Source organism: Pseudomonas sp. B21-023, from assembly GCF_024749165.1.
Classification (GTDB): domain Bacteria; phylum Pseudomonadota; class Gammaproteobacteria; order Pseudomonadales; family Pseudomonadaceae; genus Aquipseudomonas.
The window spans coordinates 1,280,610-1,303,553 of sequence record NZ_CP087190.1; the positions used below are offsets into that span (position 1 = coordinate 1,280,610).

General features: G+C 64.1%; 21 protein-coding genes. 16 read left to right on the top strand and 5 right to left on the bottom strand.

The features are described 5' to 3' along the window. Window positions 1–212 precede the first annotated feature (212 nt). The 6 genes from adk to LOY42_RS05865 all read left to right on the top strand — a co-directional run bounded on the left by adk (window position 213) and on the right by LOY42_RS05865 (window position 4,473). The gene (gene adk, locus LOY42_RS05840; protein WP_023632584.1) at window positions 213–863 is read left to right on the top strand and encodes an adenylate kinase; all 651 of its coding nucleotides are present in this window, start codon (window positions 213–215) and stop codon (window positions 861–863) included. 89 nt (window positions 864–952) lie between these two features. Further along, the gene (gene tsaB / locus LOY42_RS05845; protein WP_102684073.1) at window positions 953–1,627 is read left to right on the top strand and encodes a tRNA (adenosine(37)-N6)-threonylcarbamoyltransferase complex dimerization subunit type 1 TsaB; all 675 of its coding nucleotides are present in this window, start codon (window positions 953–955) and stop codon (window positions 1,625–1,627) included. A 132-nt stretch (window positions 1,628–1,759) separates the two neighbouring features. After that, entirely contained in the window at window positions 1,760–2,050 is a 291-nt protein-coding gene (locus tag LOY42_RS05850) for a hypothetical protein (protein WP_038707592.1), read from the top strand. 3 nt (window positions 2,051–2,053) lie between these two features. Next, entirely contained in the window at window positions 2,054–2,923 is an 870-nt protein-coding gene (locus tag LOY42_RS05855; protein ID WP_258600002.1) for a DUF72 domain-containing protein, read from the top strand. Between the two features lie 23 nt (window positions 2,924–2,946). After that, the gene (locus tag LOY42_RS05860; protein WP_198755148.1) at window positions 2,947–3,777 is read left to right on the top strand and encodes an oxaloacetate decarboxylase; all 831 of its coding nucleotides are present in this window, start codon (window positions 2,947–2,949) and stop codon (window positions 3,775–3,777) included. Between the two features lie 6 nt (window positions 3,778–3,783). Then, complete coding sequence (locus tag LOY42_RS05865) at window positions 3,784–4,473, top strand: extensin family protein (protein ID WP_102684076.1); 690 nt, start codon at window positions 3,784–3,786, stop codon at window positions 4,471–4,473. 3 nt (window positions 4,474–4,476) lie between these two features. Here LOY42_RS05865 and LOY42_RS05870 read toward each other — a convergent pair whose 3' ends face one another. Further along, window positions 4,477–5,097 carry a hypothetical protein gene (locus LOY42_RS05870; RefSeq protein WP_046854420.1) on the bottom strand — a complete coding sequence of 207 codons (621 nt, stop codon included), beginning with the start codon at window positions 5,095–5,097 and terminating at the stop codon, window positions 4,477–4,479. Between the two features lie 96 nt (window positions 5,098–5,193). Here LOY42_RS05870 and LOY42_RS05875 point away from each other — a divergent pair, with 96 nt between their 5' ends. From LOY42_RS05875 to LOY42_RS05910, 8 genes are all read left to right on the top strand, one after another. Then, window positions 5,194–5,976 (top strand): class I SAM-dependent methyltransferase, encoded by a 783-nt coding sequence (locus tag LOY42_RS05875; protein ID WP_038706674.1) that lies wholly within the window; start codon window positions 5,194–5,196, stop codon window positions 5,974–5,976. Window positions 5,977–6,112: 136 nt separating this feature from the next. After that, a protein-coding gene (prfB, locus tag LOY42_RS05880) for a peptide chain release factor 2 (protein WP_139669227.1) occupies window positions 6,113–7,208 on the top strand; the annotation gives its coding sequence in 2 pieces (ribosomal slippage) (window positions 6,113–6,184 and window positions 6,186–7,208; 1,095 coding nt in all). A gap of 92 nt (window positions 7,209–7,300) precedes the next feature. Then, entirely contained in the window at window positions 7,301–8,803 is a 1,503-nt protein-coding gene (gene lysS / locus LOY42_RS05885; protein ID WP_023630948.1) for a lysine--tRNA ligase, read from the top strand. A 208-nt stretch (window positions 8,804–9,011) separates the two neighbouring features. Continuing rightward, window positions 9,012–9,716 carry a TetR/AcrR family transcriptional regulator gene (locus LOY42_RS05890; protein ID WP_110701916.1) on the top strand — a complete coding sequence of 235 codons (705 nt, stop codon included), beginning with the start codon at window positions 9,012–9,014 and terminating at the stop codon, window positions 9,714–9,716. Window positions 9,717–9,745: 29 nt separating this feature from the next. Then, window positions 9,746–10,294, top strand: a complete 549-nt coding sequence (locus tag LOY42_RS05895) for a hypothetical protein (protein WP_139669228.1) — start codon at window positions 9,746–9,748, stop codon at window positions 10,292–10,294. Between the two features lie 145 nt (window positions 10,295–10,439). Next, window positions 10,440–11,717, top strand: coding sequence for a flavohemoglobin expression-modulating QEGLA motif protein (locus LOY42_RS05900; protein ID WP_023632436.1), 1,278 nt, complete (start codon window positions 10,440–10,442; stop codon window positions 11,715–11,717). Beyond that, window positions 11,689–12,612, top strand: a complete 924-nt coding sequence (locus LOY42_RS05905) for an alpha/beta hydrolase (RefSeq protein WP_139669230.1) — start codon at window positions 11,689–11,691, stop codon at window positions 12,610–12,612. Before LOY42_RS05900 ends, LOY42_RS05905 begins: the two co-directional genes overlap by 29 nt. Next, window positions 12,609–12,938, top strand: coding sequence for a hypothetical protein (locus LOY42_RS05910; RefSeq protein ID WP_023632434.1), 330 nt, complete (start codon window positions 12,609–12,611; stop codon window positions 12,936–12,938). Before LOY42_RS05905 ends, LOY42_RS05910 begins: the two co-directional genes overlap by 4 nt. Window positions 12,939–13,001: 63 nt before the next feature. Here LOY42_RS05910 and LOY42_RS05915 read toward each other — a convergent pair whose 3' ends face one another. From LOY42_RS05915 to LOY42_RS05925, 3 genes are all read right to left on the bottom strand, one after another. Beyond that, a complete protein-coding gene (locus tag LOY42_RS05915) occupies window positions 13,002–13,763 on the bottom strand; it encodes a siderophore-interacting protein (protein WP_139669234.1) in 762 nt (253 codons plus the stop codon). Then, complete coding sequence (locus LOY42_RS05920) at window positions 13,760–14,293, bottom strand: PadR family transcriptional regulator (protein WP_258600006.1); 534 nt, start codon at window positions 14,291–14,293, stop codon at window positions 13,760–13,762. The genes LOY42_RS05915 and LOY42_RS05920 overlap by 4 nt, the downstream gene beginning before the upstream one ends. Before the next feature lie 103 nt (window positions 14,294–14,396). Further along, a complete protein-coding gene (locus tag LOY42_RS05925; protein ID WP_258600008.1) occupies window positions 14,397–17,516 on the bottom strand; it encodes a biosynthetic peptidoglycan transglycosylase in 3,120 nt (1,039 codons plus the stop codon). 426 nt (window positions 17,517–17,942) lie between these two features. Between LOY42_RS05925 and LOY42_RS05930 the strand changes: the two genes are divergently transcribed. Together LOY42_RS05930 and LOY42_RS05935 are read left to right on the top strand one after the other, a co-directional pair. Further along, window positions 17,943–19,361 (top strand): amino acid permease, encoded by a 1,419-nt coding sequence (locus LOY42_RS05930; protein ID WP_110701926.1) that lies wholly within the window; start codon window positions 17,943–17,945, stop codon window positions 19,359–19,361. Window positions 19,362–19,679: 318 nt separating this feature from the next. Continuing rightward, on the top strand, window positions 19,680–21,176 hold the full coding sequence (locus LOY42_RS05935) for a glycosyltransferase family 39 protein (RefSeq protein WP_198755493.1): 1,497 nt from the start codon (window positions 19,680–19,682) through the stop codon (window positions 21,174–21,176). 57 nt (window positions 21,177–21,233) lie between these two features. Here the strand turns inward: LOY42_RS05935 and LOY42_RS05940 are convergent, their stop codons facing one another. Then, on the bottom strand, window positions 21,234–22,844 hold the full coding sequence (locus LOY42_RS05940) for an FMN-binding glutamate synthase family protein (RefSeq protein WP_258600009.1): 1,611 nt from the start codon (window positions 22,842–22,844) through the stop codon (window positions 21,234–21,236). Window positions 22,845–22,944 lie beyond the last annotated feature (100 nt).

A 22,944-nucleotide genomic window follows, 5' to 3' on the forward strand; every position in this document is an offset into this window, starting at 1 on the left:
GCTCCTTCCATGGCCGGTTGCGCCCGGCGCAACCTGTCCCCCGGCAAGCTGCAAGTGGCGCATTCCTGCCACTTTGGGACGCTTGTCGGGGGGGCGGGCGCTGTGTATCTTGAGCAGCCTTTTGACCGATTTTGCGGTCTCGACCGATTTTTCCGGAGTTGGCCTTGTGCGCCGAATCCGTTGATTTGCATAAAAAATATGAGGAGCACAAGATGCGCGTAATTCTGCTGGGAGCTCCCGGGGCCGGTAAAGGTACTCAGGCAAAGTTCATCACCGAGAAGTTCGGTATTCCCCAGATCTCCACCGGTGACATGCTGCGTGCCGCCGTCAAGGCCGGTACCCCACTGGGCCTGGAGCTGAAAAAGGTCATGGATGCCGGCCAGCTGGTCTCCGACGAGCTGATCATCAGCCTGGTCAAGGAGCGCATCGCGCAGGCTGACTGCGCCAACGGCTGCCTGTTCGACGGCTTCCCGCGCACCATCCCGCAGGCTGAAGCCATGGTCGCTGCTGGCGTCGACATCGACGCCGTGGTCGAAATCGCCGTGGACGACGAAGAAATCGTCGGCCGCATGGCTGGCCGCCGCGTGCACCTGGCATCCGGCCGCACCTACCACATCCAGTACAACCCACCGAAGGTGGAAGGCAAGGACGACGTCACCGGCGAAGACCTGATCCAGCGCGATGACGACAAGGAAGAAACCGTGCGTCACCGCCTGTCGGTCTACCACAGCCAGACCAAGCCGCTGGTGGACTTCTACCAGAAGCTGTCGGCCGCCAACGCCGGCAAGCCGAAGTACAGCCACATCGAAGGCGTCGGTTCGGTCGAATCGATCACCGCCAAGGTACTGGCAGCCCTGAGCTGATCCGTCACCGTGCGTCACGACGGCCCGCTTGCGGGCCGTTGTCGTTTATACTGCCGCTCTTTTCCCCTGTCGCCTGGATACCTCGCTCGATGACCACCCTGCTGGCCCTGGATACCGCTACCGAAGCCTGTTCCGTCGCCCTGTTGCATGACGGCAAGGTGACCAGCCATTACGAGGTCATCCCGCGCATGCACGCGCAGAAACTGCTGCCGATGATCAAGCAGTTGCTGGCCGAATCGGGCGTGGCGCTGAGCGCGCTGGATGCCATCGCCTTTGGCCGTGGCCCGGGCGCTTTCACTGGCGTGCGTATCGCCATCGGCGTGGTCCAGGGCCTGGCTTTCGCCCTCGAACGCCCGGTACTGCCAACGTCCAACCTGGCGGCCCTGGCGCAGGGCGCCTTGCGTGAGCGTGGCGTGCAGCAGGTGGCCGCGGCCATCGACGCGCGCATGGACGAGGTGTACTGGGGTTGTTACCGCGCCGAACAGGGCGAGATGCGCCTGATCGGCCAGGAGGCGGTACTGCCGCCAGAGCGCGTGGCCCTGCCGCAAGGCCCGGGCGAGGCATGGTTCGGTGCCGGTACCGGCTGGGGCTACGCCGAGCGCCTGGCCGTGCAGGTTTCTGCCAGCGATGCGGCCGCGTTGCCTAGCGCCCTGGATATCCTCACCCTGGCCGGCTTCGCCTGGGCACGGGGCGAGGCGGTGGTCGCCGAACAGGCGCAACCGGTCTACCTGCGCGATAATGTGGCTACGCCCAAGGCGCGTTGAAGGCATTTCGTCGGCTATCGCCGTTCACGATAAAACCTTTTGCGCGAACTGTGGTCCAGTTATCAGTTCGGGCATTAGCGAAGGATTCCTGATGCTGCTAAATTGCCATCATTGATCCTGAGTGCCTTTGTCATGCGTATCGACGGCTTCTCCTCACAGAGCTACCCCATCAAGCGTGCGCCACGCAAGGCGCCAGCGCGTGACGAAGCCATCGACGAAGCCGATGCCGAGATCATCGAGGACATCGACGCGCAGATCAGCCGCGCCAGCCGTCGCGGCGAGAACCTGCCCGCCCGGCAGCAGGACCTGATCTTCCCCCGCGCCCGCAACCGCCGAACCTCCACCGCCCTGGCCAGCTACCTGACCACCGCCGGCTTCACCGACTGGGAGATGGAAGTGCTGGGGCTGGACCTGTACATTTGATGGATGACGCCATCACCCCTCCCTTATTTCCTCGGTTGCCCGTCCTGGGCTGAAAACGCCTGGCGCGAGTACCTCTATCCCGCCGACGCCCGTAGCGGCGAGTTCCTCGGGCTCTACAGCCAGGTATTCAACGCCGTTGAAGGCAATACCACCTTCTATGCCCGTCCCGCGCCGGCGACCGTCGAGCGTTGGGCGCAGATCATGCCGTCGGGGTTTCGCTTCACGGCCAAGTTTCCGGGCGATGTAAGCCATGCCGGCGATCTGCGCGAACAACTCGATGCGGCCGTTGATTTCACCCGGCTGATGGCGCCCCTGGGCGAGCGCGTTGCGCCGTACTGGCTGCAGTTGCCGGCAATGTTCGGCCCGTTGCGCCTGGGCGAGCTGGCGTATTTTCTTGATGAGATCGGCGTGCCCCTGGCGGTGGAGGTGCGCAACGATGCCTTCTTCGCCCGGGGCGAGGAGGAGCGTCAGCTCAATCGCCTGCTGCATGAACGTGGAGTCGAGCGTATCTGCCTGGATCCGCGTGCGTTGTTCAGTTGCACCTCTCGCGAGCCCGCGGTGCTCCATGCCCAGGCCAAGAAGCCCAAGGTGCCGCCGCGCCCAGCGGCCTTCAGCCAGTCTCCGCAGGTGCGTTTCATCGGTCACCCGCAGCTCGAGGCCAACGAGACCTTCCTCACTCCTTGGATCGACAAGGTCGCTGCATGGATCGAAGAGGGCCGCAGCCCCTACGTGTTCCTGCATACTTCCGACAATCGCCTGGCGGCGGCGCTGGCCCAGCGTTTTCACCAGCGGCTGATGGCTCGCCTGCCGGGCATTGCAGCGCTGCCTGAATTGCCCCGCGCCCCTGAGGTCGAACAACTGGGGTTACTTTGATCTGATTGCCGGGAGGTTGAACCATGGATGTGCAAACCCTGCGAGCCGAAGCCTTCAAGGCGCTGCATGAGCAAGATGGCGCGTTCGTCATCCCCAACCCGTGGGATGCCGGCTCCGCCCGGCTGTTGGCCAGCCTGGGATATGAAGCGCTGGCCACGACCAGCGCGGGGCTGGCGTTCAGCCTGGGGCGGCCGGATGCCGAGGGCGCGCTGACGCTCGAGGAAACCCTGGGCAACGCCCAGGCGATCGTCGATGCCACCCCATTGCCGGTGGCGGCGGACCTGGAAAACGGCTTCGGCGATTTGCCCGAGGACTGCGCACAGACCATTCTGCGCGCAGCCGAGGCGGGGCTGGTGGGTGGTTCGATCGAAGATGCCAGCGGCCGCGCCGAAGCGCCGATCTACGACTTCGACCTGTCCGTGGTGCGTGTACGCGCCGCCGTGCAGGCTGCCCGCAGCCTGCCGTTCCCCTTCACCCTTTGCGCGCGCGCCGAGAACCTGCTGCACGGGCGTCTCGACCTGGATGACACCATTCGCAGGCTGCAAGCCTATGCCGAGGCCGGCGCCGATGTGCTGTATGCCCCGGGGCTGCGCAGCGTCGATGAGATCCGTGCGGTGGTGCAGGCCGTGGCGCCAAGGCCGGTGAACGTGCTGATGGGCATGGCGGGCGTGCCCTTGAGCGTGAATCAGTTGCAAGACCTGGGCGTCAAGCGCATCAGTGTCGGCTCATCGCTGGCGCGTGCCGCCCTGGGCGCTTTGCAGCGGGCCGCGCTGGAGATCCATGAGCAGGGTACTTTCAGTTATGGCGAGCAGGCGTTGCCATTCGCTCAGCTCAATGACCTCTTCCGTCGCTGAGGCCGCATGGGCAAGACGTTGACCGTACTGGCCAGTCTGCTGCTGGCCGTGCTTGTTGCATGGTGGCTCGGTTGGCGCCCAGCGGATGCCTGGAACCCGTGGGCTGTGCTGGATGTGCGGCAGCCGCCGAACCTGCTGACACCCTACAAGCTATCGCGCCTGCGCGCCGACCCCGAGCTGTGCCGTCAGGCGTTGCAGACCTCGTCATTGCGCTATCGGCAGCAAAGCGACAGCCCGGTGACGGCCAACTGCCCGTTGCGCAACGTCTGGCGCGTCGAAGGCGGTCAGGCGCGGCTCAGCAGCAGCTTCCTCGCCAGTTGCCCGTTGGCCGTGGCCTATGCGCTGTTCGAGGTGCATGGGTTGCAACCGGCGGCGCAGCGGGTGTTTGGCCAGCCAGTGACCCAGGTTGATCACCTGGGCAGCTTTGCCTGCCGCAACGTCTACCATCGCAAGCAAGGGCGGCTCAGCCAGCATGCCAGCGCCAATGCCCTGGATATCAGTGGTTTTCGCCTGCAGGACGGCCAGCGCATCGTGTTGGCGCGGGACTGGCAGGGAGATGGGCGCAAGGCGGACTTCCTGCGCCAGGTGCAGGAGGCGGCGTGCGCAAGCTTCAGCACGGTGCTGGGGCCGGACTACAACGCCGCCCACCACAATCACTTCCATGCGGACATGGGCTTCTGGCAGATCTGCCGCTGAGGTTCAGGCGTGCAGGCGCACGTTGTTCAGCACCACCGGGCGGGCCCAGTGGATATCGAACTCCAGGTCGTTCTGCTGTTTGGCCAGCGTGCTGTCGTCGAAGGGCTCGGGCGCAGGGTCGAGCAGGCCGGTCTCGAACTCGGCGATGGGCAGGAACAGCGGGCGTGGCGTTGGGCCAGGGCCGGGCTCGGCGATGGGGTGGCCCTGGCTCATGACCACTGGACGCACCCAGCTGTTGTCGATGTCGAGCTGGCGTTGCTGCTCGATCAACTCGACGGTGTCGAAGGGCTCGGGGGCAGGGGGCAGCAGTTTGGCCTCGAGTTCCGCCTTGGGCAGGAACAGCGGCTCGGGTGGTGCCACCTCGGTGTCGTGAACCGGCAGGGCGCGCTGGGCATCGATCAGGGCCAGGGCACGGGCGCCGCCGATCGGTTCGCCGCTCTCCTGGTCGCACTGCATCAGCGCCTGGCTGAAACCGTCGACTTCGCCTTCCTGTTGCTCTGCCATGGCGCGGGCAAAGAAATCCTGCCACAGGTGGCTGACGCCACCCAGTGCCTGGGTATTCTGTCGACCGTAGTTGCCGACGGGCGACAAGTAGGTCAAGCCAATGGGAAGAGTGTCTGACATGGCAGTCGCGGGCGTTGTGCTCTGGCAGAATAGCGGGATATTGCCTGTATCGGCTCTGGCCGGGGTTACATTAATTTTTTTCGAGTGCGCGAATCGATGTTAGAGCAACAACAGGCGGCGGGTATCAGGGTCGAGGCGTTGGCCGCGCAATTCCAGGCGCAGGCCGAGGCATGGGCGCAGCGACTGGGCTTGCCGCTGGTTGACGAGGCGGCGGAGTTCGCCGTGCAACTGGGCGCCGAGGGCTTGCAGATCCAGCAACTGGGGCCGCAGGCGCCCGGGCCTGTGCGGGTGGATTTCGTCGAGGGGCAGGCAGCGCATCGACGGTTGTACGGCGGTGGCAACGGGCAGATGATCGCCAAGGCGGTCGGCATCGCCCAAGGCGTGCGGCCGCGGGTGCTCGATGCCACGGCGGGGCTGGGCAAGGACGCGTTCGTGCTGGCCAGCCTGGGCTGCGAGATGACCCTGATCGAGCGCCAGCCGTTGATTGCCGCGCTGCTGGAGGACGGTTTGGCGCGGGCGCGGGGGGATGCCGAAATCGGCCCGATCGTCGCGCGCATGCAACTGCTGACGGGCAATGCCATCGAGCGCATGCGTGCGTGGGAGGGGGAGGCGCCGCAGGTGATCTACCTCGATCCGATGTTCCCGCATCGCGACAAGAGCGCGCTGGTGAAGAAGGAGATGCGGGTGTTCCGGCCGCTGGTCGGCGATGACCTCGATGCGCCTGCCCTGCTCGAGGCTGCCCTGGCGCTGGCCACCCACCGGGTGGTGGTCAAGCGGCCGCGCAAGGCGCCGATCATAGAGGGGGGCAAGCCTTCTCACAGCCTTGAGGGCAAATCCAGCCGGTACGATATCTATCCGAAGAAGGCGCTGAAGGGGTGAATGTCGCTCGTTGATTCAATCTGTGGGGGTGGCGACCCCTGCGCCCGGCGATACCGCCCGGCGGGTCTGCCGCCGTGGCGCAGACTCGGTTATACTCGCGGGCTTTTCACCGAATTCGCACGAGAGCTGCCCGCCCATGGAAATCCAACCGATCCTGAACACCATCAAGGACCTCACCGAGCGTTCCCAGTCCATTCGGGGGTATCTTTGACTACGATCACAAACATGATCGTCTGGTCGAAGTAAACCGCGAGCTGGAAGACGCCGCCGTCTGGAACAAGCCCGAGTACGCCCAGGCCCTGGGCCGTGAGCGCGCGATGCTGGCGCAGGTGGTCGAGACGCTCGATAAGCTGGCCAACGGTCTGGCCGACTGCAAGGACCTGCTCGACATGGCTGTCGAGGAGGGCGATGAAAGCGCTGTCGGCGATGTCGAGACCGAGCTGCAAGGGCTGGAGGAATCCCTCGCCCAGCTCGAGTTCCGTCGCATGTTCAGCGGCGAGATGGACATGAACAACGCCTACCTGGATATCCAGGCCGGCTCCGGCGGCACCGAGGCTCAGGACTGGGCCAACATCCTGCTGCGCATGTACCTGCGCTGGGCCGACAAGCGCGGCTTCGACGCCACCATCATCGAACTGTCCGAAGGTGAGGTCGCCGGCATCAAGGGCGCCACCGTGCACATCAAGGGCGAGTACGCCTTCGGCTGGCTGCGCACCGAGATCGGCGTGCACCGCCTGGTGCGCAAGAGCCCGTTCGACTCCGGCGCCCGTCGCCACACCTCGTTCTCGGCGGTATTCGTCTCGCCCGAGATCGACGACAAGGTCGAGATCGAGATCAACCCGTCCGACCTGCGCATCGACACCTACCGCTCCTCGGGTGCCGGTGGTCAGCACGTCAACACCACCGACTCGGCGGTGCGTATCACCCACGTGCCGACCAACACCGTGGTGGCCTGCCAGAACGAACGTTCCCAGCACGCCAACAAGGACACCGCCATGAAAATGCTGCGGGCCAAGTTGTACGAGCTGGAGATGCAGAAGCGCAACGCCGCCTCGCAGGCGCTGGAAGACAGCAAGTCGGACATCGGTTGGGGTCACCAGATCCGTTCCTACGTGCTTGACGACTCGCGCATCAAGGACCTGCGTACCGGCGTCGAGCGCAGCGACTGCCAGAAGGTCCTGGACGGCGACCTCGACCAGTACCTGGAAGCGAGCCTCAAGCAGGGGCTGTAAGCATCACCGCCGTGGCGGGCCCGTGGGAGCGGGCTTGCCCCGCGATCCCTCACCCGCGAGGGCAACGAATACCTGATGGAAAGAATGACGACATGAGCGACCTCAAGACCGAAGCGCAAGACCTGCAACAGGAAGAAAACACCCTGATCGCGCTGCGCAAGGAAAAACTTGCCGCCGAGCGCGCCAAGGGCAACGCCTTCCCCAACGACTTCCGTCGCGACAGCTACTGCAACGACCTGCAGAAACAGTACGCGGACAAGACCAAGGAAGAGCTGGAAGCAGCCGCCATCCCGGTCAAGGTTGCTGGTCGCATCATGCTCAACCGTGGCTCGTTCATGGTCATCCAGGATATGACCGGCCGCATCCAGGTCTACGTCAACCGCAAGACCCTGCCGGAAGAGACCCTGGCCGCGGTCAAGACCTGGGACCTGGGCGACATCATCAGCGCCGAAGGCACCCTGGCCCGTTCCGGCAAGGGCGACCTGTACGTCGAGATGACCAACGTGCGCCTGCTGACCAAGTCGCTGCGCCCGCTGCCGGACAAGCACCACGGCCTGACCGACACCGAGCAGCGCTACCGCCAGCGCTACGTCGACCTGATGGTCAACGAGGAAACCCGCCACACCTTCCGTGTGCGTTCGCAGGTGATCTCGCACATCCGCAAGTTCCTCATCGAGCGCGACTTCCTCGAAGTGGAAACCCCGATGCTGCAGACCATCCCCGGCGGCGCCGCGGCCAAGCCGTTCGAAACCCACCACAACGCGCTGGACATGGCCATGTTCCTGCGCATCGCCCCGGAGCTGTACCTCAAGCGCCTGGTGGTCGGTGGTTTCGAGAAAGTGTTCGAGATCAACCGCAACTTCCGTAACGAAGGCGTTTCGACTCGTCACAACCCAGAATTCACCATGCTCGAGTTCTACCAGGCCTACGCCGACTACCGCGACAACATGGACCTCACCGAGGAACTGTTCCGCGAACTGGCGCAGCTGGTGCTGGGCAGCACCGACGTGCCGTACGGCGACAAGGTGTTCCATTTCGGCGAGCCATTCGTGCGCCTGTCGGTGTTCGACTCGATCCTCAAGTACAACCCGGAGCTCACCGCTGCCGATCTGCAGGACGTCGATCGTGCCCGTGAGATCGCCAAGAAGGCCGGCGCCAAGGTGCTGGGCCACGAAGGCCTGGGCAAGCTGCAGGTGATGATTTTCGAAGAGCTGGTCGAGCACAAGCTGGAGCAGCCGCACTTCATTACCGAGTACCCGTTCGAAGTCTCGCCGCTGGCGCGTCGCAACGACGACAATCCGGCCGTGACCGACCGCTTCGAGCTGTTCATCGGTGGCCGCGAGATCGCCAACGCCTACTCCGAGCTCAACGATGCCGAAGACCAGGCCGAGCGCTTCCTGGCCCAGGTGGCCGAAAAGGACGCCGGTGACGACGAAGCCATGCACTACGACGCCGATTTCGTCCGTGCCCTGGAGTACGGCATGCCGCCGACCGCCGGTGAAGGCATCGGCATCGACCGCCTGGTGATGCTGCTGACCAACTCGCCGTCGATCCGCGACGTGATCCTGTTCCCGCACATGCGTCCACAGGCCTGAGTGATCTGAACAAGCCGCCTTTCGAGGCGGCTTTTTCTTGCCTGAAGCTTTATGTTGTTTGTACCGGCCTCATCGCGGGGCAAGCCCGCTCCCACGCTACATCGCAAGTTTCAAGCTTTGTGGTGCAACCGTGGGAGCGGGCTTGCCCCGCGATGAGGCCGGTACAGGCAACCCACTGTTCGTGAGGTAAACCCGAGTGACCCCCGCCATGCCCCACCAGGGCGCCGCCGGCATCGCCACCGCCGTCGCCGAAAGCGTGCAGTACCAAGGTCGCAAGACCGCCCGACAGGGCAGCGAGCAACGCCGCCAGCAGATCCTCGACGCCGCCATGCGCATCGTCGTGCGCGATGGCGTGCGCGGCGTGCGCCACCGCGCCGTGGCCGCCGAGGCCGGCGTGCCGTTGTCGGCCACCACCTACTATTTCAAGGATATCCAGGACCTGCTGGCCGACACCTTCGCCCAGTACGTCGAGCGCAGCGCGGCCTACATGGCCAAGCTCTGGACCAACACCGAAGGCGTGCTGCGCCAGTTGCTGGCCCAGGGCGACGGCAGCCACGAGGCCCGGGCGCACCTGGCCGATGAAGTGGCGCGAATGCTGGCCGACTACGTGCTGCGCCAACTGAACAACCGCCGCGACTTCCTCATGGCCGAGCAGGCCTTCCGCCAGGAGGCGCTGCTGTGCCCGCGGCTGGCCGAACTGGTGCAGGCCCACGAGCAGATCCTGCTGCATGGCGCGCGCCAGATACTGCAGGTGGTCGGCTCGCGCCAACCGGAACAGGATGCCCAGATGTTGACGGCGATTATCGAGCAGATGGAATATCAGGGCCTGCTCAAGGATGCGAATGCGCAGTCCGATGGGCAGATGCTCGCTATCCTTGTCCGATACCTGCAGATGGTGCTGGCCTCGGCCTGAGTGGCGAACGATTTTTCAAGGAGAACCTGATGAAAGCCTGGCGTGTGGTGTTGTTGACCTTGTCATTCCTCCTGCTGGGCGGTTGTCTGGTGACCTTCGACGAACCGCTGCCGGCCAACCAGGCGGCGCCTAAAGCCTTGCTCGGCCAGTGGAGCAGCAAGGATGCCTGGGGCCAGCCACTCAAGCTGAGTATCAGCCGCGCCGGTGGCAATACCTACAAGGCAGTGGCCCGTGCCCAGGGCAAGGCGCCCGAGGAGTACGTCTTCACCGTGGCCCGGCACGGCAACCGCTGGTACCTGTCGGCTGGCGTGCCCAAGCGGCTGGGCGGCAACTTCCTGATTGGCGGCTTCGAGGTGATCGACGGCAAGCAGCTGGTGGTCTACAACCTCGATGTCGAGCAGGTCCAGCAGGCAGTTGACGAGAAGGAGCTGAGCGGGCGCGGCACCCAGGTGCCCGAGGACAATGGCCCCGGCGTGCTGATCGACAGCCCGACGGAGCGTGTGCTGGCCTATCTGGACGACCCGGCCAACTCCGACTTGTTCGTCGAAGTAGCGCGCTTCCAGCGTTCCGGTAAGTAGCGTGGACTGCGTTGGCTTCATCGCCGGCAAGCCGGCTCCCACATGTTGAGCAGCGTTTTCTGTGGGAGCCGGCTTGCCGGCGAAAGGGCCGCAAGGCGGCCCCGGCTACGTTAGTTGCAAGGCATTTCGATTCAAGGAGTCCCCGGTGGACGAATACCAGCAAACTATCCGCAGCCTGTCCGATCGCATTGTCGCCACGCAGACGCCGATTCGCGTGCTCGACGCGGTGAAATGGGACGACGGCATCCGCCAGGGCTTCCTCAAGGCCAAGGGCAAGGAGCCGCCTGCGGTAGATCGCGCCTATTACCAGAACCGGCCGTTGTCGTTCGACTCCAGTGCGGTGAAAGCCGAGTTCCAGAGCATCGAGCGCGACATCACCCGACAACTGGGCCAGTTCAACCCGGTCGGGCAGATCATGCGGCGCATGTGCAAGGAGTACCGCATGGTGGTGCGCATGCTTGAGGCGCGAGGCACCGAGGATTTCGGCCTGATTTCCCAAGAGCTCTACGGCGCCGCCTCCGATGCCTTCCACGCCGGTGACCCGACCCTGGCCGACCTGGGCCTGATGCTCTCGGACTACCTGAACAACATCGACGGCCGCGGCGACTTGAAGGACGAGCCGAAGAACCTCACCGCCAAGGAAGCGGTGGAGATTCTCCAGCGTCGCCTGAACAAGGTGTTCGGCGAAGCCGAGGAAACCATCCGCGTGTTCGAGTCCGACGGTATCGTCGCCGACGCCGCGGCCGGCGCCGACTACATCAAGGTGCGCGCCGACGCCATGTTCAACAGCCGCGACGTGCGGGCTCTGGAGGTCCACGAAGGGCTGGTGCATGTCGGCACCACCCTCAATGGCCTGAACCAGCCGATCTGCACCTTCCTGGCCAAAGGGCCGCCCTCGTCGACGGTGACCCAGGAGGGCCTGGCGATTCTCATGGAAGTGATCGCCTTCGCCTCCTACCCCAGCCGCCTGCGCAAGCTCACCAACCGCACCCGTGCCATCCACATGGTCGAGGAAGGGGCGGACTTCCTGCAGGTCTTCGAGTTCTTCCGTGGCCAGGGCTTCGAGATGGGCCAGAGCTACAGCAACGCCAGCCGGGTGTTCCGTGGTTCGGTGCCCAACGGCCTGCCGTTCACCAAGGACTTGTCCTACCTCAAGGGCTTCATCATGGTTTACAACTACATTCAGTTGGCCGTGAAGAAGGGCAAGCTCGAGCAGATCCCGCTGCTGTTCTGCGGCAAGACCACCCTGGAAGACATGCGCACGCTGCGTCAGCTGGTCGAGGAAGGGCTGGTGGAGCCGCCCAAGTACCTACCTGAACAGTTCCGCGACCTCAACGCGCTGTCGGCCTGGATGTGCTTCTCCAACTTCCTCAACCACCTGAGCCTGGACCGTATTGAAGCCGACTACGCGAACATTCTCTGACGCCTGCCGTCACCTCGTCTTCGGCCTCGGCTTGCTGCTGCTGGGGGGGTGCAGCAGCCTGCTGTTCTATCCCGAGCCCGGCCAGCCGTTCACCCCGGCACAGGCACATTTGCAGTATCAGGACGTGAGCCTCACCGCCGCCGACGGCACGCGCCTGCACGGCTGGTGGATTCCGGTCCCGCAGGGTGTCGAGGTCAAGGGCACCGTGCTGCACCTGCATGGCAACGGCGGCAACCTGGCCTGGCATCTGGGCGGCAGCTACTGGCTGCCGAAAGAGGGCTACCAGGTGCTGATGCTCGACTATCGCGGGTACGGCCTGTCCCAGGGCAAGCCGACCCTGCCCGAGGTGTATGGCGACATCGGCGCGGCGCTGGACTGGCTGCGCGCCGCTCCCCAGGTGCAAGGCAAGCCGCTGGTGCTGCTGGGCCAGAGCCTCGGCGGGGCGATGGCCATTCACTACCTCGCACAGTACCCTGAGCAGCGTCGCCGTTTCAGCGCTCTGGTGTTCGACGGTGTGCCGGCCAGCTACCGGGCCGTGGGACGTTACGCCCTGAGTACCTCGTGGATGACCTGGCCGTTGCAGGTACCGCTGTCGTGGCTGGTGCCCGACGGCGACAGCGCGATCCACTCGATCGAGCGCCTGGACAGTCCGCCAAAGCTGTTCTTCCACAGCATCGACGACAACCTGGTGCCGCTGGACAACGGCCTGCGCCTGTACCGGCATGCACCGCCGCCGCGGGTGCTGCAATTGACCCGTGGCGATCATGTGCAGACCTTCGCCGACCCGACCTGGCGCCAGGTGATGCTGCGCTTTTTGGACGATCCCGCGCACTTCAACGGCCTGCGCCGTCTGGCCGAAGTCCCCAACTACCCTGACGAGAAGAACAAGCAATGAGTGAAGAACGCAACGCCATCCCGCTGATCCTGACCGGTGTCGGCAGCATCATCGTGACGGTGGGAGCCCTTTGGTACTACGGCTACCTGCATTTCGCCAAGCCTGAGGACGCCCTGTTGCTGCAGGACTTCACCATGCTCAAGACCATTCCCGGCGAGGACTACAAGCTTTCGCTGACCCCGGCGCCGCAGGTGGCGCAATGCATCGACGGCGTGCTGGTGCTGTTCGATACCCAGCAGAAAGGGCTGACCGGCGTGCTGGTGGACAACCGCAAGCGCGCGGTGCGCTGCGCCGGACAGGAGACGCCGCAGCAGGAGCTGCAGTAACAGAAGGTACAGTAGCGGCACCCCTGGCAACGGGCTTGCCCGCTGCCACAGGCCCGGCCGGCGTCATTCGTCGTCGGCAGTGCCGTCGGCCCGCCAGTAGGCGGCAGCCTTGAGGGCGTCTTCCTGCACGCCCTTTTCCAGCAGCAGCGCCTTGGCCTGCCGGGTCAGTGCCTTCTCCAGCGCCACCCAGCCATACAGCCGGCCCTGGGGCAGCGCCAGGTGCTTGACCTGCTCCAGCAGGTCTTCTGCATGCCGGCGCACCCAGATCACCTCGACCTGCGCCTTGCTGGCCAGTGCCTGGCGCTCGTGCTCATCCTCGATCTGGATCACCGCCAGCACCTGGCGCCCCGCCGGCAATTCTTCAAGGCGCCGGGCGATGGCCGGGATTGCGGTTTCGTCACCGATCAGCAGGTAGCTGTCGAAGATGTCCGGTACTACCATCGAGGCGCGTGGGCCGGCGATGTCCAGGGTCTGCCCTGGCGCCGCCTGCGCGGCCCAGGTGGAGGCGGGGCCGTCGCCATGCAGGACGAAGTCGATATCCAGTTCAAGGTTCGCCAGGTCGATGCGCCGTGGCGTGTACTCGCGCATGGTCGGTCGGGCGCCGCCGCCGCGACCGAGGTTGCGGGCGTCGATGGCCTGCTGTTCTTCGGGCGTGCAGGCGAACAGCAGCTTGATGTGGTCGTCGCTGCCGACGCTGGCGAAGCCCGCCAGCTCCGCGCCCCCCAGGGTGATGCGGCGCATGCGCGGGGTCAGGTCGGTGACCCGCAGCACGTCGAGGCGGCGTTGGCGGATCTCGTGGTTGACGCGGTGGATGGTGTCGCTCATGGGGTGTTCTCCGTAACAGGGATGGCCGGCCCGGAGGCGATGGCCTTGGCGGTGTCGTTGAGCAGGTTGCGCACCCGCTCGATCTCTTCGGCGCTCCAGCGGCCGCTGTGCATGTGCAGGGCATGGCGCAGGTTGCCGACGGCTTCATGGATTTCTGCGGGGCGGTCATGGCCGCGCAAGGCACGCTTGCTCACCTCGATGCGCATGCGCACGCCGTCGAGGGCGACGGTCTGTTCTGCCAGGGCGCTGCGACCTGCGTCGGTGATGGCGTAAAGGCGCTTGCTGCCCTGGATGGCGCCGGTGACCAGCTCGGCTTCCTCGAGGTAGCTGAGGGTCGGGTAGATCACCCCGGGGCTGGGGCTGTAGCTGCCGTCGAAGAGGCTCTCGATCTGACGGATCAGGTCGTAGCCGTGCCCCGGTTGCTCGGCCAGCATCGACAGCATCAGCAGTTTCAGGTCGCCCGGGGCGAATACCCGTGGGCCACGTTCGCCGCGGCCGGGGCGGCGTTCGAAGGGATCATGGTCACGCATGGAGAGGGCTCCGTCTGTTTAGATATATCGCAAGATATTACTCAAGATATATCTTAAGGCAAGCCTTCAAATGCAGATGATTATCATCTAATTTTTTGATGATTCACGACTGGCCCGCCACCTGTGGCGCCTTGCAGGCGGTTGGGTTGCCTGGTTCCAGGTACGGCATGAGGATCGGCGCCATGCCCTTGAGCACCTGCACCGGCAGTGCCGAGGTGAAGGTGAAGGCCTCGGCCGTGCGCCCCGGAACGAACGCGGTGAGGGTGCCGAAGTGGTTGTCGCCGAGGAAGAACACGAAGGTGGCGGTGCGGTTCAGCGAGCGCGAGCCGATCAGCCGGCCACCGGCGCCGAAGCTTTCGATGCGGTTGTCGCCGGTGCCTGTCTTGCCACCCATCACCAGTGGCGTGCCGTCGTGCAGTTTGAAGCTGCCGGAGATACGACGCGCGGTGCCGGCATCGACCACTTGCGACATCGCGCCCTTGAGCGCCCGGGCGACCTCGACGGGCAAGATCCGCTGACCGCGGTCCGGGTCGCTGATCAGTTGCGTTTCGTACGGGGTGTTCTGGGCGAAGTGCAAGGTGTCGATGCGCAGGGTCGGCAGGCGCACGCCATCGTTCTGGATGATCCCGACCAGTTCGGAGAGGGCGGCCGGCCGGTCGCCGGAGCTGCCGATGGCAGTGGCCAGCGACGGTACCAGGTGGTCGAACGGATAACCCACGCGCTTCCAGCGCTGGTGGATGTCGGTGAACGCCTCGATCTCGACCATGGTGCGGATGCGGCTGTCGCGGGCGCCCTGGTGGCGGCTCTTGAACAGCCAGCTGTAGACCTCCTGGCGTTCGAAGCGGCTGGCGTTGAGGGCGTCCTTGAGCGAGGCGCCCGGGTTTTTCAGCAGGTAGCCGAGCAGCCACAGGTCCAACGGGTGGACCTTGGCGATGTAGCCCTGGTCGGGCAGGTCGTACTTGCCCGGGCCATAGGCCTCGTACATCTCCACCAGACGGCCATCGGTGAGCTTGGCCATGGCCTTCTTGTCGTCCTTGCTGTGGGCGCGGACGAAGGCGTTGAAGGTTTCCTGGCCGGCCTCGGGGAACAGGTAGCGGTGCACCGCGGCCAGGCGCTGCGGGGTCACGCGCATGCTGTCGAGGAAGGTGTCCAGGCGCTGCTGCGAGGTCTTGCGCTGGTATTTCTTCCAGAAGCGCATGGTGTAGTTGGAGCCTTCGCGGTCGGCGAAACGCGCCAGGTATTCCTGGCGGCGCGGGTCGCTGTCGTCCCTTAGCAGCGGTTCGCGGTTGAACGGCTGCTGGTAGGTGACGTAGCGCACGATGTCGCGCATCAGGCGGATGAACGGCAGGTTGATCGATTCGCGCAGGGCGTCCTTTAGGGTCGGGTTACGGTTGTTGTCTTCCTTGCGGAAGTTGTTGAACACATGCATGCCGCCACCGGTGAAGAAGGCTTCGCCGGTGTTGGCTGAGTACTTGCGCTCAAGGGCTGCGTCGAGCATGGCGTCCAGGCTCTGGTTCTTGCCGTTCTGCATCAGCCATTCCAGTGACCACTGGCTGATGCGGTCGAGTTCGGCCACCGGGACTTTCTTCAGTTCGGCGGCGGGTTTGCCGGCGTACTTGTCGTGCAGCTCGGCAACGATTTCCAGGTAGGTGGTAAGCACCCGCAGCTTGGCGGTGGAGCCCAGTTCGAGCTTGCTGCCTTCGTTGATGTCGAAGGGCTGGTTGGTGCTGTCGGTCTGCACCCGCACCCGCGAGCCGTCGGCGGTGCGTTCGAAAAGGGTGAAGCTGTAGCTGACCTGGTCGGTGGTCTTGCTGGTCAGCAGGCGTTCGCCGATCAGGCCGAGCTGTGCGGCGAACGCCGGGTCGGCGAGGTTCTTCAGGTACTGGCTGACCTGCACCTGCAGGTCGGCCTGCAGGGTGCTGGTGGCCGACAGGTCGAGGCGGTCGAGGTCGTACAGCGGCCGGTTGAGCATCGCCGCCAGGCGGTTGCGGGCCAGGCTGATGCCCTTGTTGGTGATGATCGGCACGATGGTCGGTTGGGCCACCCAGTCGCGGTACATCGCCTTGCTGGCCAGGGCGGCGTCGGCCAGTGGACGGTCGATGACAGCGTTGGCGGCGAGTACCCGGATGTGCGAATCGGTCAGTTCCGCCAGTTCGATGCGGCCCTTGGACAGGTAATGCGAAGGGCGGCGCTGGGCGATCATCAGCGATAGCACCTGGCGCAGGGCCAGGCCGCGCTCGGCCATGCTCTTGTCATCGGTGGCCGTGGAGGTGAGCGCCTGGTTGACCTGATCGAAGTCGGCGCCGTACCACACCCGCAAGCCTTCGGCCATGCCGTGCACCTCACCGTGGCCGGGGACCGCCGACAGCGGCACGCTGTTGAGGTAGTCGCGCACGATGCGTTCGCGGGCCTCGGTGGTGTCGGGGCCACCCTGGTAGGCGCGCACGCTGGCGGAGATCATCTGGCGGATCTTCTCGGCGCCGGAGACGGTCAGCCCGTCCGGCGAGTGGCGATACTTCTCAAGCTGGGTGGCCAGGGTGCTGCCACCGGCCGACTGGCCGGGCAGGGCCAGGTACTTGGCAATCTGGCTGTAGGCCGCCTTGGCGAAGCGTGGCCAGTCCACCGCCGGGTTGTTTTGCGGGTCCTTCGGGTCGAGCAGGTCGCGGTTCTCGATGAACAGCAGGCTGTTGACCATCACCGGCGGGATCGCTGCGAAGTTCGGGTACAGGTGCTGCGGGTAGTTGTACTGGTAGAGCATGTCGCCGCGGCAGTCGGTGATCGACAGGCCGGCCTGGATTTTTTCCACGTATGGCACGAACAGGCCGTGATCGACGTAGTTCATCAACGCCGGGGAAAAGCGCACCTGCTGGTTGATCAGGTAGTCGCGCTTGAGCAGCCGTGGCAGGAACTCGCCCAGGGCGCTGTAGCCCAGGCGTTTGTCGAACGGGCCGTCGCCCGGGTAGACGATGGCATCGCTCGGGCCGGGCTCCAGGGCATAGGTCAGGGTACCGGCCAGACGGCTGAATTCACGGGACTGCAGGCGCGAGGTCTGGAATTCGTCGTAGGCGGCCATACCTATCGCCACCAGTGCCACCAGCAGGATAAGCAGGATCAGGCGCCACCACAGACGGCGCTGACGTGGGGTCTTGGACAAGGGGGCTTCAGCCTGAGCTTCTTTGGGTGCTTCCGTTCTGGTTGGTTCCGATTGCCACAGTGCGCCCATAGTCTTGAGTCCGGCCAGGTGTTTTCGCGTTGCTTGTCTGAAGCTTAGACGGTGGCCGAGTTTGGTGAAAATTTTGTAAGAAGCTTCGGGGAATCACGCATGAACATGCGCCTTTGGTGCGGCTTCCATTCTTCGGCAATGTTGCTAAGGTAGCTGCCCCATTCCTGTGCATGGGCGGAGCGAGGCTAGGATGCCCCTCCGGTAAAGGCTATCTGGCCGAGAATTCTCGCCAAATTTCCTGCTGTATATAGTGAAAAGCCCTGCAAGCGGCTTCCTATACTGCTCGCCCCCTTCGACCCGTCGGCGCCCTTGGCCCCGGTGGACAGGCCGGTCCACAAGGCCGCCTGGCAAGACGACGCCCCGCCTATCGGCAGGGCCGGTGCTGCACGAAGGTCAAATCCAATAACAAAATGAGGTTGTATTGCTATGCCAGTCGGCAACCACCCTGCCCAAGGCGAGTCCGCCCAGGGCGGCCCGCTCAAGCGCGAGCTGGGCGAACGGCACATCCGTCTGATGGCCCTCGGCGCCTGTATCGGCGTCGGCCTGTTCCTCGGTTCGGCCAAGGCCATCGAAATGGCCGGCCCCGCCATCATGCTCTCCTACATCATCGGTGGCCTGGCCATCCTGGTGATCATGCGCGCCCTTGGCGAGATGGCCGTGCACAACCCGGTCGCCGGGTCGTTCAGCCGCTACGCCCAAGACTACCTCGGCCCGCTGGCGGGCTTTCTGACCGGCTGGAACTACTGGTTCCTGTGGCTGGTGACCTGCGTCGCCGAGATCACCGCGGTGGCCATCTACATGGGCATCTGGTTCCCCGATGTGCCACGTTGGATCTGGGCGTTGATGGCCCTGGGCAGCATGGGCGCGATCAACCTGATCGCGGTCAAGGCGTTTGGCGAGTTCGAGTTCTGGTTCGCCCTGATCAAGATCGTCACCATCATCGCCATGGTGCTCGGCGGCATCGGCATCATCGCCTTCGGCTTCGGCAACGACGGTGTGGCCATGGGCGTCTCCAACCTGTGGAGCAACGGCGGTTTCATGCCCAACGGCGTGACTGGCGTGCTGATGTCGCTGCAGATGGTGATGTTCGCCTACCTGGGCGTGGAGATGATCGGCCTGACCGCCGGCGAAGCGCGCAACCCGCAGAAGACCATCCCCCAGGCCATCGGCTCGGTGTTCTGGCGCATCCTGCTGTTCTACGTGGGCGCGCTGTTCGTGATCCTGTCGATCTACCCGTGGAACGAGATCGGCAGCCAGGGCAGCCCGTTCGTGATGACCTTCGAGCGCCTCGGCATCAAGACTGCCGCCGGCATCATCAACTTCGTGGTGATCACCGCCGCGCTGTCGTCGTGCAACGGCGGCATCTTCAGCACCGGGCGCATGCTCTACAGCCTGGCGCAGAACGGCCAGGCCCCGGCCACCTTCGCCCGCACGTCGAAGAACGGCGTGCCGCGCAATGCGCTCCTGCTGTCCATCGCCGCGCTGCTGCTGGGTGTCCTGGCCAACTACCTGGTGCCGGAGAAAGTGTTCGTCTGGGTGACCTCCATCGCCACCTTCGGCGCGATCTGGACCTGGGTGATGATCCTCTTGGCGCAGTTGAAGTTCCGCGCCGGGCTCACCACCGCCGAGCGTAATGCGCTGAAGTACCGCATGTGGCTGTGGCCGCTGAGCTCGTACCTGGCGCTGGCGTTCCTGGTGCTTGTGGTGGGCCTGATGGCGTACTTCCCGGACACCCGCGTGGCCCTGTACATCGGCCCGGCGTTCCTGGTGCTGCTGACGGCGCTGTACTACACCTTCCGCCTGGCGCCTAAAGAGGCGCAGGGTGCGGTGAGTACCGCCTCCTGATGAACGAAGCCCCGGCCAGTGCCGGGGCTTTGTTTTTGCGGTGGAGTCATCGTGGCGCAACCACGGATTCACTTGCATCGGCATTCATTCGGCCAAGATCCAACCGTCTACTGGCATTTTTGTCAGTAGCTGATCTTCCATGCCCGGCCTAAGGTAGCAGCAGGGCGATGCGAAAGAGCATGGTCGACTCGCAGCCGGACAGCTTTCCTCACGGACTATCGCTTTCTTTTTTTGCCAACTTCCGGTGTGCGTTCAATGCATGCATCGCGCTCGCCCTCGGGCGTTCGTCAAGTACCCGATAATGTTCAAGGAAGACGCATGACCGTTTCGCGACGCTGGCCTGATGCGGGAACAAGGACCTTGGTGGTCCTGGCAATTTTGCTGATCAGCACAGCGTTGCGGCTGCACCATGTCACGCTGCCCGTCATCTGGCTGGATGAAGCATTCAGTGCGTTAATCAGCCGCTTGCCACCTGAGCAGATCCTGTTTCACACCGCCCGGGATGTTCACCCGCCTCTGTATTACCTGATCCTGCATTACTGGATGCAAGGGTTCGGCGATGCTCCCCTGGCGCTGCGCAGTTTCAGCGTTTGCGCGGGAGTTGCCACCGTCGGTATTGGCATGTTGTTGGCGCGACAGTTGGCGTCATGGCGAGCCGCAGTGATAGCAGGGTTGTTACTGGCGTTTTTTCCCATCGGTATACGCTACAGCCAGGAAGTGCGGATGTATGCGTTACTGGGGCTGTTGCTCATGACGGCCCTGTACACACTTTGGCAATGGGTCAATAGGCAAAACATCATCTATTTGATGGCCTACTGTCTGTTGATGGTTGCCGCCATGTATACCCATTATTTATCGATCTTATGCGTGATGGCCAACTGGCTCTACCTGTCGTTGACCAAAGACACGCACGGCAGGCTGCATGTGCTGTCTCGCGCATGGTGGGTCGGGCACCTGGTCATGATCATTATCTACCTGCCTTGGCTGCCGATGCTGTATCAGCAGATGGGGCATCGCGAACTGGTCGGTTGGATTGCCAACTTCCCCACTTCCCTCATGAGTATTGCGCAATCGTTCTGGAGAGCTTTTACACTAAGTGTCGTCTCCCGCTATTCAGATGTTCTGAGCCTATTGCTGGCGCTTTTCATTGCGATGGCTTCATTGCGTGTACTACGACGTGTCGTGAAACCAAGCCAGCCGAGCGTCCTGCTGCTCAGCTACTGCTTTGTCCCCATACTCGTGCTTTGGCTAGCTTCGTACGGCATGCCGCTGTATATCAATCGTTATCTATATTTCGCGTTCTTGGGACTACCGCTTGTCCTGGCGATCGCCATGGACACTCTGCGAAAGCGGGCGTTGCTCCTATCGGTCGCCGCTTGCCTGTCCCTCGAACTGGTCGGCTTGGCTGTTTTTTACGATTATCAGGCCAAGCCAGGCGGTGATCTGGGCACCGTTATGGCGCACGTGAATGAACAGTGGCGACCGGGGGATGCACTGCTGGGTGATCGCAGGAGGTCATACTTGTCGATCGAGTACTACAATGCCACCGGCCGTCCGGCATTTTTCTACACGAAGATTCAACCCGATACGAGCGGCCAGGCAGCAAAGACCTACGGTACATTGACGCTGTTCTACCAACGGTCGAATGAACTCTACGTCGCCACGCCACAGGTGCTTGCCAAGCGCTACAAGCGGCTGTGGCGGGTGACCGAGCCATCCTCGGTGTACACACCCGACATGCCGACCGATGGCTGGGTAAAAGTAGATGAGTTCACCGAAGGCTCGTTCAAGGCAGTGCTTTATACGGTGCCTTGACCAGCCAGTCGGTGGTGTGGTGTTGCTGAAAGACCATTGAAAATCGGGTGGCCGGCTTCAGGCCGCTTGTGGCTCGAAACTGTCCGCTCGTGCCATCTGCCACATCCGCGAATAGAACTGCCCGTTCACCTCGCCGGTGAGCAACTCACCCGGCTTGAGGAACACATGCATCTGCGAGAACAGCTTGATCTCGGTAGCCGAGATGCGCCGCACCAGGTGCTTGGCCTCCAGTTGCGCGGGGTGTTCCAGCCCTGCGGCGGCGAGCATTTCGGCCAGGGCGCGCAGGGTGTTGTGATGGAAGTTGAACACCCGCTGGGCCTTGTCCGGCACCACCAATGCGCGCTGGCGCAGGGTGTCCTGGGTAGCCACGCCGGTCGGGCACTTGTTGGTGTGGCAGCTTTGCGACTGGATGCAGCCGATGGCGAACATGAAGCCGCGCGCCGAGTTGGCCCAGTCGGCACCGATGGCCAGCACGCTGGCGATGTCGAAGGCGCTGACGATCTTGCCGCTGGCGCCGAGCTTGATCTTGTCGCGCAGCTTCAGGCCCACCAGGGTGTTGTGCACGAACAGCAGGCCTTCGCGCAGCGGCACGCCGATATGGTCGGTGAACTCCACCGGGGCGGCGCCGGTGCCGCCTTCCTTGCCGTCGACGACGATGAAGTCGGGCAGGATGCCGGTTTCCAGCATGGCCTTGGCAATGCCCATGAACTCCCACGGGTGGCCGAGGCAGAACTTGAAGCCCACCGGCTTGCCACCGGACAGTTCACGCAACTGGGCGATGAACTGCATCATTTCGACCGGCGTGGAAAAGGCGCTGTGACGCGACGGCGAAATGCAGTCCTCGCCCATGAGGATGCCGCGGGTCTCGGCGATCTCCTGGGTCACCTTGTGCTTGGGCAGGATGCCGCCGTGGCCGGGCTTGGCGCCCTGGCTCATCTTGATCTCGATCATCCGTACCTGCGGGCTCTGCGCCTGGGCGGCGAAGCGCTCGGGGTCGAAACGGCCATCCGCGGTGCGGCAGCCGAAGTAGCCACTGCCCAGCTCCCAGACCAGGTCGCCGCCGTGTTCGCGGTGGTAGGGGCTGATGCTGCCTTCGCCGGTGTCGTGGTGGAAGTTGCCCAGCTTGGCGCCCTGGTTCAGGGCCCGGATGGCGTTGGCGCTGAGCGAGCCGAAGCTCATGGCCGAGATGTTGAAGATCGACGCGGAGTACGGCTGGGTGCATTGCGGGCCGCCGACCACGACGCGAAAGGCGGCCGGGTCGGCCAGCGGCGCGGGGCGCATGGAATGGCCGATGAACTCGAAGCCCGACTCGTACACATCGATCAAGGTACCGAAGGGTTTGTCCGAGGCCTCGTTCTTGGCCCGGGCATACACCAGCGAGCGCTGGGCCCGGGAGAAAGGCAGCGCATCGCTGTCGGACTCCAGCAGGTACTGGCGGATCTCCGGGCGGATGCCCTCGACCAGGTAGCGGATATTGCCGAGGATCGGATAGTTGCGGCGTACCGCGTGGCGTTGCTGCAGCAGGTCGAACACGCCGATCAGGCTCAGTGCGCCGGTGGTCAGGGCGAACGGCCACAGCCAGTCGTGGGCGAGGAAGGGCAGGCTGGCGAAGGTGAACAGCACGCAGGCGGCGAAGAAGGCGTAACGGCTGAGAAGTGACAGGCTCATACGGGGTCCTTGCGGATGGCTCGGTCAGGCTCAGGGGCCTGGGCAAAGGCCGACCATAGCCCGGTTGGGCGGCGTTTTGCCAGCGCACCGGGCTGCACAA